Below are 14,520 nucleotides of genomic sequence, written 5' to 3'. Positions count from 1 at the left end.
TCTAAATTTGAATCGTTAATAAATACGGATCGGCTTTCTACGCCCCTCCTGCAACAGGTATTTCTTGTTTATTTTCTCCAGGCGCACATGCAGGGAATCGCCGAGTTGGTTTACACCATCAAGCACAAGCGTGCGCTTATCCGGGCGATTGACCACAAAGGCAAAGGTGTGGCCTTTACTGACCTTTCCCGTCAGTTTGATCGCTGTCTCCGCCTTGTTTGCTCCTTTTTTGATCGCATAAGCAAAGAATTCGCGGCCACCATTGCCCAGATATTCATAGTTACGCTCCCGGTTGAAGGCGATATGTGGTTTGAGGCTATCAACCCGTACAGAACGGTTTCCCCTTATGCTGAGCGTGTTCCATTTTTCAAAAACCACGTCCTTCCACCGCAATGTATCGCTCAGCGAATACGGGATGGTATCGCCCTTCCACACGAAATCTTTCACATTGTACACCCCTGCTGCTCCTTCCAACCCTTTTTCATCGGGGAAGGGATAATCCGAATTCTTCCAGCTCAGGTAAGTCTGCACGCTAAAGACAGTGATCAGCAGCAGGAATAAGACCTGCAGATAAGGGCGAATGCGCGCAATGCGGCGTCCATACTCAGGCCAAAACCCATCGGGAACAGTTGCTCCCTTTTTGATCAGGAGCTGATAAAAACGGGGCCAGTCGTACGAGAAGATCACGACCGCAAGCAGTAGTAAAAATGAACTATACACCTGTTCACCGATTTCGTACACATAGTTGACGATAACAACATTGAGCAATACAGCGATAAGCAGCCCCGACCCGATGATTGCTGTGCGCCGGTTCAATAAAAAGAGTCCACTCACAATTTCTAGCGCACCAATTACCGGTAGATAACCCGCGGTTGCAATGCCGTTGGTCAGGTAATAGAGCTTCCAGAGCAGAAAATCACCATATTCGGTATGCAGCTCGCTAATGGTTGGTTCGGGAAGTTGTATAGGGATGATTTTGACGAGACCGATAAAGATCATTGCTAAGGCTAAACGATAGCGTAGCAGCACGCGCAGCCAATAAAATACGCTATCATCATTGACCTGAAAAGATTGCCTGATTTTACGGCCAAAGGCCCAAAATAGCAACAACGCGAGCAGCAGCGCAATAGCCCAGTTGTAATATCCGCGCACGTCCGTACCGACGTAAGGGCTCTCGGCAATAAAAGAAGTGCGGTAAGTCGCCAACGCAAACCAGTTCTCCAAGGAAAACAGATCCCCAAATGAACGGTCCCTAAAAAGATTAGGGTCGTAAGGGATACTGAGTATCAAAAAGAAAATCAGGCCAATGTATACGATCGCTGAGCGATGGCGCTTAAAAAAATGAGAGTCTGTTAATATGGTCATTTCAATACGATTAAATGAAAAAAAACACCTGATTCATGCGGATCAATCCAAACCAGGATTTTGCTGCAGATCCGGATCTATCGAAACCTGAGCATACGGTATCGGCAGCAAAAGCCTATTCGCGGAAGAAATATTTAGCACCTGCTGTGCACGTCCCGTCCGCAAAAGATCATACCAGCGATGGTTCTCCAGGGCAAATTCCACGCGGTTTTCATCTTCCACAGCCTGCAGCAGTGCCGCAGCTCCGAGCCCTTGCAACGGCTTAATATTCGCGCGCGAGCGTATGGCATTTAAGTCGGCCAATGCCGCTGTCAGATCGCCCGGGCCATTCCGCTGCGCCAACGCTTCGGCGCGGATCAGATAGAGCTCGGCCGTACGGATCAAAAAGGCGGGGTCAGTACGGTCTGTTCGGTAATAGAGATTGCCGATCAGGATATTTGGATCTGTGGATGAAGTGGTTTTGGACACGAGCGCAGCACGATCCCCTCCGATCGTAGGATCTACCAGTAGGTCGTAGATACCCTGCGAAGGTCTGATCCAGGCAGTCCCGCCATTATTGCCCGACAACCATTGACTGGTCTGCCCACTGGTATTGTTGATATCATAGACCAATTCGAAGACAGACTCTTTGGTGTTGGAGGTATTGTTGGCATAAAACGAGCGGTATGGATTGACCAAGCTATAATTGGCGTTGTCGTCAATAATATAGGATGCATATTTTATGGCTTCGCTCCAGTTTTTCTGGTAGAGGTAAAATCTTGCCAGGAGCGCGCGGGCTGTTTTCTTGGTAGCGCGAATGCGATTGGTGTCATTAGGCAAGAGCTGTTCTGCTTTTTGCAGGTCCTGCAGCACCTGAGCATAGGTGTCGGCCAGGGAGCTTCTTTTGACCTGCGGCAGACTACTGGCCGAAGTTGTCGGCTGCAACACGATCTGTACACCACCCCAAGTTCTGGCCAGATCAAAATACGCCAGTGCGCGCACAAAATAGGCTTCCCCCACAAGCTGGTTGCGGTAGGCTTCGGTGAAAGTCGTCGTCAGCGCGAGGTTGGGTACTTTGCTGATCACATGGTTGGTCCTGTTGATGGTGGCATAGATCTGGTTCCAAGCCGTAGCCAACACAGCGAGGTCGGATTTGACCGTATGATTGGTCAGCGTCTGATGAACAGTCTGACTGCCGCGATACACGATGTTGTCTGCCGAAAAGAATCCCAGCAGCTGAAAGCTATAGCCATAATAATCGTTGGACCGAAGTGCAGAGTAGATACCGCGTACTGCTGTTGCGGCAGAACTCGCATCGACGATAGTCACTTCATCAGATACTGAACTCCTGGGCTCCACTTCCAAAAAAGAACTGCAGCCACTGAGCTGAAAGACAAGAAGCGGATAAAGGAAATATATAATTTTTTTCATGAGCTTTACGGATTAAGGTTAACGTTTAAAGGGTTACATTGAGCCCAAGCTGAAACGTACGGGGCTGCGGTGGCGTTCCAAATGTGCCTATCCCCTGCGCATTTGGGTTGCTGGTGACATTCGATTCGGGATCGCCTGTATATTTGCTCCAGATAAAGAGGTTTGATCCTACAAAATAGATCCGCGCTGCAGACAGCTTCGCCCGCTCTACCAGCTCTTTCGGCAGTTTATATCCAAAAGAAAGCTGTCTCAGTTTCAAAAACGAGGCATCTTCGAGATAACGGCTATTGGCATCGATGGTATAGTTGAGCCCTTCCGATGTCAGTCGGGGCACATCGGTGATGTCCCCGGGCTGCTGCCACCTGTTCAGCACATTTTGAGATACCCCACCACTGCTGGGATTACGCTCCCTGAAATAGCGGTTGAGGTTCACCGCGTAGTTGCCATATTGGAAACTAAAGTCTACACCCAGATCGAAGTTTTTATAGGTAAAGGTATTACCTATACCACCGTAAAACTTGGGATAGGCATTGCGAAACACCTTCCGCGCCGAAGTCGGCAAAGAACCATCGCTCAGCTGTCCGTCAAATACCACCTTTCCGGTCTGCGGATCGACATACAACTGTTCATACAGCCAGAATGAGTTGAGCGAATAACCTTCTTTCAGAATCACCCAATCGCGGGTATACTGGGTGATTTGCGTGGGTAGTTTCTCAATTTTATTTTTATTGCCCGAGATGTTGAAGCTTGTATTCCAGGCAAAGTCTTTTGTTTTCACGTTGAGCGAGTTGATCAACACTTCATAGCCTTTGTTGCTGATTTCGCCCACATTGGCCCAATACTTTGAAAAACCGGAACTGCCGACAATAGGTCGCTCGAGCAGGAGATCGGAGGTATATTTATGGTAAAGATCTACGGTAATGGACAGGCGATTTTTAAAGAGCGCCACATCCAGTCCAAGATCGGCCTGTGCCGTTTTCTCCCAGCGCAGATTTTCGTTACCCAACTGGAAAGGACCTGTACTTGGCAACACCTTGCCATAGCTGTCCGCATATTTTTCATTGCCCGACCAGAGACCTCTGGCGGCGAAATTGCTGATTCCGGCCTGATTGCCCGTCAATCCATAGGAAGCCCTTACTTTCAGGTCGTTTAACCAGGTTTGATCTGCCAGAAAGGCTTCTTGACTAATCCGCCAGCCCGCCGAAAAAGCGGGAAAATACCCCCATCGGTTGTTGGCACCAAACTTGGACGAGCCATCTGCCCGCAGGGTTGCCTCTGCAAAATAACGGTCGGCATAGCTATAGCCGACCCTTCCAAAATAGGAAGCAATGGTATATTTAGTCCAGTTGTCGGCGGCAATGATATTGGCTGCCGAGGAAATCTGTTTAAAGGAATCATTGGCAAAACCATTCCCCTCCAAATACTTGTAATCAAGCACATTGCTCTGCAAAGTATTTCCCAAAATAGCATTGAGGCTATGCTTACCGAAGGCATTCTGATACGACAAGGTTTGCTCATTGATCCAGGTTGCATTTCTTGATATTCCCGAGGTGGCCTGATTGTTATTCGCAATACCGATACTGGTTTTACTGTTCCAGTATTGTGATTCGTCGTAGAGGTTATAGTCGGCACTAAAGCTGGATTTGAATTTTAGTCCCTTCAGCAGATCGATTTCCGCAAAGGCACTTCCCACATAACGCAGACTTGTGGTATTAACATCGTAGTTGTCTACCAGGGTATACGTATTATCGGTACCGTTGATTGATCCATCGGTATTGAATATCGGCACATTCGTTGCCGAAGAAACGGCCGAATTGAACAGACTTACCTGTGGGCCATCGCCTGTACGTGCCTGATTGCGGTAAGTTCTGGAAAAATTATTGGTCAGACCGATCTTCACACGGCTGCTGATCTGATGGTCAAAATTAAACTTGAGATTAGTACGTGAGAAGTCGATCACCTTGATAAAAGCTTCCTGGCCCGTATAGCCCGCACCAATATAAAAACGCGATTTGTCTCCGCCCCCTTGGATGCCGATGTTATAATCCTGCAGCTTCCCGTGGCGCAAGAGGAAACCAAGGCGATCGTAAGTAGGCTGATCTTCGGGATTTCCCTTCCCGCCTTCCGAGACAGGACGGTAAGGCCTGTTGGCGAAAGTCTGTTTCAATGCCGGATTGTCCAATCCAGAGTTTATCCACCACTCGTTGGCGAGGGTTGCCGTTTCGGGACCTGTAGCCAGTTTGGGCAACAAGGATTTATTGGCTTCAGCCCAGCCTCCCTGCACGTTGAGGTCAATTTTGGTCCGGCTACCGTAGCTTCCCTTTTTGGTGGTAATGATAATCACACCATTGGCCCCCCGGGAACCATAGATTGCGGTAGCAGATGCATCTTTCAGCACTTCAATCGACTCGATATCTGCCGGGTTGATATCTGTGAGCGGCGAACTGGTCCGTCCACCGAGCCCGATATTCTGAAGCGAAGTATTGTTTAAGAATACCCCATCGATAATATATAAGGGATCGCTACTGGAGTTGATGGATGTTGTTCCGCGAACCCGCAGAAAGATACTTTCGCCAGGGACTCCCGAGTTGGTGGAAACCTGCACTCCCGAGAGTTTACCCTGCAACTGGGCATCAAAACTGGCTACCGGAATTTTGTTGACTTCGGCAGCGTCGATCTTGGCAACTGCGCCCGTTAGGCTTCTTCGTTTTTGTACACCGTAGCCCACAACAACAACTTCATCCAGGTCGGAAACGCTCGGTTGAAGCAAGATCTGAATCTGCGCCTCCCGTGCGGTAATCTTTCGACCTTTATATCCCAAAAATGAAGTGGAGAATGTCAACGGAAGCCGTTGCCCCGTGACAAACTGAAATCTTCCCGACGCGTCGGTCTTTACTTGGTGCGTCACGCCTTCGAGCTTTATGGTAACGCCTTCAATAGGCCGATTGGTAATCGAATCCAATACAACACCTTTTAAGGTAGCGTTAATAAGGGGCTCAGCTTGCTGCGAAAATGCAGGCAATAGCAAACCATGTGACAAAAAAATTGTCACGGCGTACTTCCATACGCTATTTTTCATAGGTAAAATTTTAACAGTGAATATTTACAAGTGCCAACGCCAATTGATTACTTGTCAGAAAAGCTGCTTTTTATGGAAAGAAGTACTTCCCTTTAACCGCAGCTACACATTCGCTTATTGAAATCAGAACAAAAGGATGTACCATTGCGCAGACCTGCGCTCGGTTGGAAAGGATTTAGATAAAATTTGCCGTTCATAAATAATGAATTAAGTAAAACATTGTGATCATTACGTGCGGAAGATACGGCTTGTACGCAAGACAGGCTTATCTCCTAGGTTGATAAAACAAATATAGTAAACATAAAATAAATTCTATAATATTAGTAGACTTTATTTTCAACAATCTTTTTCCTGACCAAAAATAGAGTCAATCAATATAGAAGAGCGGGCGGGAATATGTACATTTGAATACAGACAATTACCAGTCAGATCATGCACGCTACGCAGGGCAGCAATAGGAATCGTTTTTTCTCATAATACAAGTGCCAAAAAGCCATTGGATAGCGCCAAAAAGAGACATAATGGACTAGGATAACCAAACCGATACTTTTCAAACTCCGTTTTTTTTATTAAATTTAATCGCATAGGGGCAACAGAGCCTCCTGTCAACATTTGGGCCCGTCTCAGCAGCGCCTATGCTGGCTGCTCAACCTTTAAAACAAAACAGAAGATGGCAAAATTAATCAAAGTTGGAGTTCCCCTATTGATTCTACTCGTTTTGGTACGATGTTCAGGGCGTCAAAATGAGCCATCTGAAAATTTCGATTGGCTCGTGGGAAAATGGCAGCGTACCAACGAAGCCAAGGATAAAAGGACCTTTGAATATTGGAAGAAAATCAAAGACGCTGAATATGTCGGTTTTGCTTTTACCCTACATAACCTGGATACCATACATCAGGAAAAAATGCAGTTATCAAAATCCGACGGTAACTGGAATTTAAAGGTTAAAACACCCGATGAAAAAGATTTTATCACTTTTGAGATGACCATGATGAAGAATGGTCTGTTTGAATGTACGAATGACTCGCTCCCCTTTCCTAAAAAAATTACCTACTGGCGGGACGGTGAAAAGCTGAAAGCAAATGTAGCGGGCGATAGCCTCCAAATTCCCTTCGCCTTTGCGAAGATTTCAAAATAAACATATTTCTGTCAAAAACACCTTTATACCTTGTCGGTCGATTTAGGACCACATTCTTTCCCTTAGGCAAAAAGTTCTTTACCGATGAGGTCACTAACAAATACCAACTCCAAAGGACGCAAAATCTGGATCACCGTTATCAGCGGGAATCTGTCATGCAGCTGATTTTTGACTCGGATTATTTTCAGCATCCCCGCAGCATTGAACAGGTTATCGCTGCCGTTGAAAAAATCTATCAGATTACTTTTAAAAGTGAACGAATTGCTTCACTATTGCGTAAATATGTAGCGGAGGGTTATCTGGAGCGGACAGTCTTACCCCGTGGCTTTAGCCGTTCACGACAGTATACCTACTGTAGAACTTCAAAAAAACAGCAGATCGCCGCGAAAGAGGAAATCACGGTAATCGAACGGACAAACGTTTTGAACCGGTAATTTTAAGCTCGTCCAATAGGCAGGACCGCAGCAGTTCACTACGTCCCAGGCTAAGTCAACTGATCATAAAGAGCATTCTGCCAAGCTTTTTACCAGAGTTGTCACGACCATTTTTCCAGCTAGTAACATTAAGAACCTTCAGTCGCTGATAGAAAAGATGCCTTGAATCCCCTTAGGGCCAATAAATTAAGAACAACGCCTTCGTCACGTCGTAGTGTTCGAATGGTAATGGTACAAAGTTTATCCTGAAGATCGGCCGAAATGTATTTCAGATCAGCAATGTGCCGGCTAAGGTAATTGATCAGTTCAGCGCGTTTGGTGAGCACCTGAGCAGAAACAGAAAAGGTCAGTAAGTAATATTTCATATTCTAATAAGTTTTTAATCATTGCGCATTGCGACCATAAAGCCAGATTTTTCAGATTATCGGCCCAAGGTTCGCTAACGTGCCGTAAATATAAAAAATTTCTGACCATTAAACAATAATAGTCAGGAGTTAAAATTGTTATTTCCACTTTAATACCTAGAAAATAAAGCCATGGCATTCTTATTACTACACTAATCATGGAAAAGACGACCGACGCTTATTGGTAATCAAGCTAAACACCGCGGGGTGACAAGCCCGACGGTATTCACCATCAAATAAGCCGTTTTCTACAGAAGGAAAGCGGCTTTTTTGATGGACCGAGCGCTTATTTGTCGGCGCCCCCCGGGGCAGCAACAGGCCAAACCAATATTAATAATTTATTAATATTCTTAAAACGCTCAGGTTTAATTGCCTCTTTACATTTGGTCTTTGCTTAACTAGAATGGCTAATTGTGAATTGAAAACGCTTTCGGATCAGGAACTGGTGGAATTGGTTCAACTAGAAGACCATAAAGCCGCATTTTCCGAACTTTATAACCGCTATTGGGAACCTTTGATTAATCATGCCGGTAAACGGACAGGCTCCTTGGCCATGGCCGAAGAGATCGTGCAAGCTATTTTTGTCGATTTTTATCTGCGGCGGAAGGAGATCACACTCAGCCACTCCCTTTCGGCCTATTTAAAAACGGCGATTAAATTTCAGGTCTTTAAAACCTATCGAGCGCAACAAGTGCAGGATAAATATATCCAAACCGCCGCCCAGCTCGGCTATACCGCTCCGATTCAGCCCGACACGCTGCTCGAAGCCAAGCAAATCCACGCAGAGATTATTCAGATCACCGAAAAAATGCCCGCGACCTGCAAAGAGGTCTTTCTATTGAGCCGCTTCGAAAAGCGCTCCAATCAGGATATCGCCGACCAGCTCAACATTTCGGTGGCCATGGTCCGCAAGCACATCACAAAATCCATGAAGATCATGCGCTCGGAAATCAAAGCACATCAAATGGATATTTTCTACCTGGTCCTGCTGCTCTACACGCACAAAAAATAGGCAAAGTATTTTTTTTTCAAATTTTCGTTCCCGCTTTTGTAGACTTCGGGTACTCCTTAGTATAAAGCACAGGAAATGGACGATCAAAATCAACAGATACGTGATATACTCGCTAAATACGAAGCCGGCACAATAACGGAGGACGAGCTCCAGGTTCTTGAAAATTGGTACGCTTCCTTTGAAGCCAATCCGAATCTCATCGACAGGTTAAGCGTCGAAGAACGTTTACGCCGGAAAAGCCAACTGCAGGAAAAGATCTTCGATCAGATCGACGTGGAGATAGCCGCATCGACCGCCCCTCCAAAGAAGTTATCCTTCCTCCATCCGGGAAATAGGCTTTGGCAAGCAGCAGCATCCCTCGTCTTCCTTTGTGCGGTCTCGTTTTACATCTTCAAGCAGCAGGCTGACCAGTCAACTACCCCTGCTGAAAAGCAAAGCAGCAGCATTCATCCCGCAACGGATAAAGCCATCTTAACCCTTGGCAATGGTGAAAAAATCCTGCTGGACGAGTCCAAAAATGGCGAGCTCAGCAGCGAAGGAAATATTCATATCAACAAACTGAAACCCGGTAATCTGGTGTATACGGCCGGCAAGAACGTCGATAAGGTACATGTCAATACGCTTGCTACCCCACGGGGTGGCCGCTACCAATTGACATTAGCCGACGGTACGCAAGTCTGGCTCAATGCACAGTCGTCGATCAGCTATCCTTCAGCCTTCCGGGGCACGTCGCGCGAGGTGAGCATCAGCGGTGAGGTGTATTTTGAAGTGGCACACAATGCGGCTATGCCTTTCCGGGTGCGCTCCGAAAATCAAGTGATCGAAGTACTGGGAACTCATTTTAATGTTAATACCTACACATCCAGATCCAGGACCAAAACAACCCTTCTGAGCGGTTCCATTGCCTTGGCCAATGCACATCAGCGCGTTGTCCTCAAGCCTGGTGAACAGGGTATTGTCGCTGGAGAATCCCTGTCCATCAAAAATGTGGAGCCCGCAGAAGTGATCGCCTGGAAAGAGGGTTACTTTGATTTTACAGATGCCGATATCGGCAGTGTTGTGGACGAACTTGGCCGCTGGTACAATGTGGACATCCAGTATCGGGGTACCCCAACGAGCGAAACCTTTACCGGAAGAATCCCGCGGTCCTGGTCTTTTGAAAAAGTACTGAATCTATTAAAAACATTTAAAAGCATCCAGGTCGAGATGCAAGGAAGGAGGCTTATCGTAGAAACAAAATAAGACAAGCACTGACATCGGTGACTGCCCTAGGACAGCACCTTATAGAACATTATACCGCATGCCCAATTCCAAAAAAAGCCAATAGTGGTCGCAACACTACTGGCCAAAAAGCCGGAATAGGCCAATGAATTTCTCGATCCAATGAACACATATTTCAGCTTAACAAATGTATAAAAAAAATACAAAAATACTATTGAAAATGAAGCTAAGCACCTTCATGACACTCTTTGGCATGCTACAGATCAGCTTCGGAGCAATAGGACAAAACATCAGTCTCTCCGAGAAGAACAGCTCCCTGGCCAAAGTATTCAAAAAGATAAGTACGCAGACGGGGTATGGATTTCTGGTCGAAGGCAGCCTGCTGCGCATCGCCAGACCCGTTACGATAGAAATCAGCAATACCGACATCAATCTTGTATTGGCCGAAATTTTCAAAAACCAGCCACTCAGCTTTGTGCTGAAGGACCAGTCTGTGATCGTTTCGGCAAAAAGCGTGGCCGCTATCCCCGTTCCGCTATCCGCCAGCATGGGCAACAGTGCCACCCAACAGCAGGGAAATATCAGCGGACGAATCATCAATGAAAATGGTGAAGCCCTTGTCGATGCAAGCATTACGCTGCTCCAAAGCCGCCAATCCTTAAAAAGCAAAGCCGATGGCAGCTACAGCTTGAACCTCGCACCCGGCACCTATACGATCGAAGTCAGCTACATTTCCCATCAGACAAAAAGGATCACCGACATCGTGGTGCAGTCCGGCAAACAGACCAATCTCAACATCGTTTTGAAGAGCGTGGTGAAAAGCCTGGAGCAGGTGGTCGTGACAGGAAGTTACAAACAGGAAAGTGTGGCTTCCTTATATGCCAAACAGAAGAATGAAGCCACCATCTCCAACGGGATCAGCCGGGAGCAGATAGCCGTTTTACCGGATAAAAACGTCGGTGAGACCCTGAAACGCATCTCCGGTGTCAGTACCAACGACAACCGTCGGGTGGTGGTCCGCGGTATTGCCGAGCGTTACAACCTGGCCATGATGGATGGCGCCACCCTCCCCAGTACAGACGTGCAGGTGCGGGACTTCGAATTTGATATTGTCCCCAGCAACCTTATCGACAATGTCATCATTCACAAAACTTCGTCGCCCGACCTGAGCTTTGGTTTTGGTGGTGGACTGGTACAGATCAACACCCTGGCCATTCCGGTCAAAAACTTCACGTCCTTTTCGGTGGGAAGCAAATACATCAATGGCTCAACGGGTAAAGATTTCCTGGGCTATGGCCGCGGCAGCTTAGATTACCTGGCCTTTGACGATGGTACAAGGGGCAATTTCCCGCGCGATCTGACCGTTTTCGACGGGATCAATTACGACCCTGCCAATCCCTATAAACCCGTGCCTGAAGGCGTGAAACCTTTTACACCGGAAATGATCGCTGCACAGAACAAGCGTATCGGCGGACTGGAGCGTTTGGGTACCCGAAAATACACCGCACTACCCGGACAAAACTACCAGTGCAGCCTGGGGCGGAGTTATAGTGGTACAAAGGGCGTCTTTGGATTTGTCGGTTCACTCAGTTACCGAAATGAGCAATCTATTGATCACATCTCCAATTTTGAGCGCGGCAACTGGCAAAAGGTAGACGGGGCAACTTTCGATGTCAGCACGGGCAAAGAAATCCATCCGGCGACCTCGACACAGTATAACTTCAATTCAAGCTTAGGCGCTTTGGTCAACCTGGGCTGGAACAGTAAAAATCACAAGGTAACCTCGCGGAATTTCTATTCCCGGATGTTCAACAATCAGTTCTCTATAATCGAAGGCTGGGGAAATGATATTGGCTACGATTCGAGGCCAGCAATCCGCGAATATGACCGTCCCAAATTTATCGATATGCTGCAGAATAAACTGGATGGCGAACATCGGTTCGGCAATTTAAAACTCGAGTGGAATATTGCAAGTAACCAGCTGAACAACCGCGAGAAAGATGCCACCGAAGCCTGGCTCGCTCCGATCGGTTTCTTAAATGATACCCTTTATAATGTGATTCCTTCGCACTACGCTAATGCCGGTGACGGAACATTTACACGCTCCGAGTACCATTATACGGAGACCAACAAAATTGCGGAAGGTGCATTGAGCTACCAGACGAATTGGCTCGGGCAAAAGCAGACGTTCAAAGCCGGATACCAATATATGGATCGGCATGGCTTGTTCGAATGGGTTTCGCTGCCTATCGTCTCTGTCGGTGCCAATACCTTTACGCCTGTCAACACCTGGTCGAAATACCTCGAGTTCACAGATCCCTTACATGGCATGTTTTACTATCCGGCAGCATTCTCCGTCAGTGCTTATGAAGGGAAAAATATAAACCAGGCCGTCTATGGTCTACTCGACAACCGCTTCAACTCGTGGATCCGACTGGTCTGGGGTGTACGAGCCGAATACTTCAAGTATAAAAGCCTGCAAAATGGCGATAATGACCTGCAGATGGACGCCAGAACCATTGCCATGCGCAAGCAACGCTTTGTCGATCCCAAAACGGGCAAACTGGTGGGCATGACGGCGGATCCCGAAACCGAAGAGAAAACCTGGCGCTACCTGCCATCGGCCAGCCTAACATTGACGCCCATACCCGATTTTAACATCCGCATGGCCTACTCACAGTCCGTGGTGCGGCCGGCATTGATTGAAAACTCCAAGATGGTGCGGCAGGATCCCGCATTGGGTGGTGCTTACCGTCGGAATGAAGGTGTGCTATCGACCTTAATTGACCATTATGATATGCGTTTTGAATGGTATCCTTCCATTGCCGAAGTTATTTCCATCGGGTTTTTCTATAAATATTTTCAGAACCCCATCGAATTGTACCGGCAGATGATGGATTCGTCGCATCGCATCTATGTGACCACCAATAACTCGGAATGGGCCAAAGTAAAGGGACTGGAGTTTGATATCCGCAAAAACCTGGGCTTTATGGCGCCCGGTTCCCTGCTGGAGGATTTCAATGTCAGTGGAAACATGACGCTTCAAAGCTCCGAAGTGCAGTCGGCCGAATTTATGGCAAAGAGCATCGGCACCGATAAATACGGAAATACCTTTGAATACCGTGAAAAGCAATTCCTGAAAAGCAAACGCCCACTTTATGGACAGATCCCCGTCGTGTATAATGCGGCTATCCAATACGCCGGAGACCGCTTTGGAGCCAACGTAGCCTTCAACCACATGGGCTATAAAACCTTTATGACAGCCATGAGCGAAGATCTGATTGAATACGAACGCCCACGCAACCAGCTCGACGCACAACTGAGCTACAAATTCCTGAAAAACAAAAACCTCGATCTTAAACTGAACCTGAGCAACCTGTTGAACAGTCCGTTTCGCTTCTATGTGAATAGACCCGAGACGTACAAAGTACAGGATCGCTGGAAAGGCCTGTCAAACTCCGAATGGCCCACACAGGAATGGGACGAGATCTACGAATGGAAGTTTGGTTTTTCCCAGAAATATGAGGAAGGTTATTACGAGACCTCCGAAGACGGGACAAAAAAGATGCGCATAGGCGACAAAGAAACTTTTAACCGGAAAGTGGGCAGTTCCTTTAGCCTTTCCATTGGATATACCTTTTAAATCAACCGTTATGAAAACAAAAATAATCTTAATAGCCACGGCGATCACCTTTTTTCTGCTATCCACCTTCCTTTCATGCGATAAAGGTGGCGACCAACTGCTGTATCATTCCAATGTGCATATGATCAATTTAAGTGGTTACAATAACAGCAACGAGGAACTTATCCTCCAATTGGACACCTTTAGCGCTACGGTAACACCAGCCTTTAGCCGCATCGCATTTGCTGCGAATTATAATTTCAATGACCCGGCCAAGCAGCGTTTAAAATTTACCATGAAGTCTAAGGTTACCGATAAAATTCTGCTGGAACAGGAAATCAATGCCAACGATACAGCGGCTATAACAGACCTCAATGTTATTTACATGGACGGAAAAGTAGCCGATTTCCCAAAAGTGCCGGCACCTGTGGAGGGCAAAGTACAGTTGATCTATATGCTCCAGTCCAACATCTTAAATTACCGGGAGCCCGTGGACATTGTATTTGGAAAATACTATTTTACCCCCAAAGTGTTTGAAGAGGTCGTACGGATCAAAAATCTAAAAACCAATACGTTCTCTCAGCCCCTCGTTTTCGATCCCTTTCCCTTAGGCCTCCAGGATTATAAGGGAGAGAAGACCTCGGTCTTATTTCGGGCCTATATTTATAAAGCTGGGACAAATATTCCCTACACCGAAGGATCGTCTTTTGAATTCAGCCAGCTGACCTCAGGTGCACCGGTGCCCTCGCCCACAAAAGCCATTTCCAAGTTGTTTATTATCAATGAAGCACCCATCAACACCATGATGCGGTTTAATAAGGTTTTAGAATTATAA

At 46.9% G+C, this 14,520-nt stretch carries 10 protein-coding genes; 6 read left to right on the top strand and 4 right to left on the bottom strand.

The genetic code is table 11. The annotated features are described in order from the left end of the window. Positions 1-15: 15 nt before the first annotated feature. From B3600_RS23770 to B3600_RS23760, 3 genes are read right to left on the bottom strand one after another with little or no spacing between them, the layout of a single operon-like run. On the bottom strand, positions 16-1,365 hold the full coding sequence (locus B3600_RS23770; RefSeq protein WP_286754664.1) for a beta-carotene 15,15'-monooxygenase: 1,350 nt from the start codon (positions 1,363-1,365) through the stop codon (positions 16-18). Positions 1,366-1,407: 42 nt separating this feature from the next. Continuing rightward, positions 1,408-2,775 (bottom strand): RagB/SusD family nutrient uptake outer membrane protein, encoded by a 1,368-nt coding sequence (locus B3600_RS23765; RefSeq protein WP_286754663.1) that lies wholly within the window; start codon positions 2,773-2,775, stop codon positions 1,408-1,410. Between the two features lie 25 nt (positions 2,776-2,800). After that, positions 2,801-5,854, bottom strand: coding sequence for a SusC/RagA family TonB-linked outer membrane protein (locus B3600_RS23760; protein ID WP_286754662.1), 3,054 nt, complete (start codon positions 5,852-5,854; stop codon positions 2,801-2,803). A gap of 670 nt (positions 5,855-6,524) precedes the next feature. On the opposite strand from B3600_RS23760, the gene B3600_RS23755 reads away from it, so the two are divergent. Beyond that, a complete protein-coding gene (locus B3600_RS23755; RefSeq protein WP_286754661.1) occupies positions 6,525-6,992 on the top strand; it encodes a DUF6265 family protein in 468 nt (155 codons plus the stop codon). A 155-nt stretch (positions 6,993-7,147) separates the two neighbouring features. Further along, the gene (locus B3600_RS23750; RefSeq protein WP_286754660.1) at positions 7,148-7,426 is read left to right on the top strand and encodes a hypothetical protein; all 279 of its coding nucleotides are present in this window, start codon (positions 7,148-7,150) and stop codon (positions 7,424-7,426) included. A gap of 128 nt (positions 7,427-7,554) precedes the next feature. Here the strand turns inward: B3600_RS23750 and B3600_RS23745 are convergent, their stop codons facing one another. Then, positions 7,555-7,791, bottom strand: coding sequence for a hypothetical protein (locus B3600_RS23745; protein ID WP_286754659.1), 237 nt, complete (start codon positions 7,789-7,791; stop codon positions 7,555-7,557). Between the two features lie 442 nt (positions 7,792-8,233). On the opposite strand from B3600_RS23745, the gene B3600_RS23740 reads away from it, so the two are divergent. The 4 genes from B3600_RS23740 to B3600_RS23725 all read left to right on the top strand — a co-directional run bounded on the left by B3600_RS23740 (position 8,234) and on the right by B3600_RS23725 (position 14,520). Further along, positions 8,234-8,842: an RNA polymerase sigma factor gene (locus B3600_RS23740; RefSeq protein ID WP_286754658.1), complete on the top strand. Its 609-nt coding sequence runs from the start codon at positions 8,234-8,236 to the stop codon at positions 8,840-8,842. Between the two features lie 273 nt (positions 8,843-9,115). Next, the gene (locus B3600_RS23735; RefSeq protein WP_286754657.1) at positions 9,116-10,084 is read left to right on the top strand and encodes a FecR family protein; all 969 of its coding nucleotides are present in this window, start codon (positions 9,116-9,118) and stop codon (positions 10,082-10,084) included. A gap of 166 nt (positions 10,085-10,250) precedes the next feature. Beyond that, entirely contained in the window at positions 10,251-13,706 is a 3,456-nt protein-coding gene (locus B3600_RS23730; protein WP_349676828.1) for a carboxypeptidase regulatory-like domain-containing protein, read from the top strand. A gap of 10 nt (positions 13,707-13,716) precedes the next feature. Beyond that, entirely contained in the window at positions 13,717-14,520 is an 804-nt protein-coding gene (locus B3600_RS23725) for a hypothetical protein (protein WP_286754656.1), read from the top strand.

Source organism: Sphingobacterium sp. UBA2480 (assembly GCF_002341965.1).
Classification (GTDB): domain Bacteria; phylum Bacteroidota; class Bacteroidia; order Sphingobacteriales; family Sphingobacteriaceae; genus Sphingobacterium; species Sphingobacterium multivorum.
Note: the sequence above shows the minus strand (reverse complement) of the source record. Positions and strands in the feature narration are given on the sequence as shown.

Coding starts and splice junctions, on each gene's coding strand:
- B3600_RS23745 (WP_286754659.1), bottom strand. CDS start 7,791: ATGAAATATTACTTACTGACCTTTTCTGTTTCTGCTCAGGTGCTCACC.
- B3600_RS23770 (WP_286754664.1), bottom strand. CDS start 1,365: ATGACCATATTAACAGACTCTCATTTTTTTAAGCGCCATCGCTCAGCG.
- B3600_RS23760 (WP_286754662.1), bottom strand. CDS start 5,854: ATGAAAAATAGCGTATGGAAGTACGCCGTGACAATTTTTTTGTCACAT.
- B3600_RS23725 (WP_286754656.1), top strand. CDS start 13,717: ATGAAAACAAAAATAATCTTAATAGCCACGGCGATCACCTTTTTTCTG.
- B3600_RS23730 (WP_349676828.1), top strand. CDS start 10,251: ATGTATAAAAAAAATACAAAAATACTATTGAAAATGAAGCTAAGCACC.
- B3600_RS23740 (WP_286754658.1), top strand. CDS start 8,234: ATGGCTAATTGTGAATTGAAAACGCTTTCGGATCAGGAACTGGTGGAA.
- B3600_RS23755 (WP_286754661.1), top strand. CDS start 6,525: ATGGCAAAATTAATCAAAGTTGGAGTTCCCCTATTGATTCTACTCGTT.
- B3600_RS23765 (WP_286754663.1), bottom strand. CDS start 2,775: ATGAAAAAAATTATATATTTCCTTTATCCGCTTCTTGTCTTTCAGCTC.
- B3600_RS23750 (WP_286754660.1), top strand. CDS start 7,148: ATGCAGCTGATTTTTGACTCGGATTATTTTCAGCATCCCCGCAGCATT.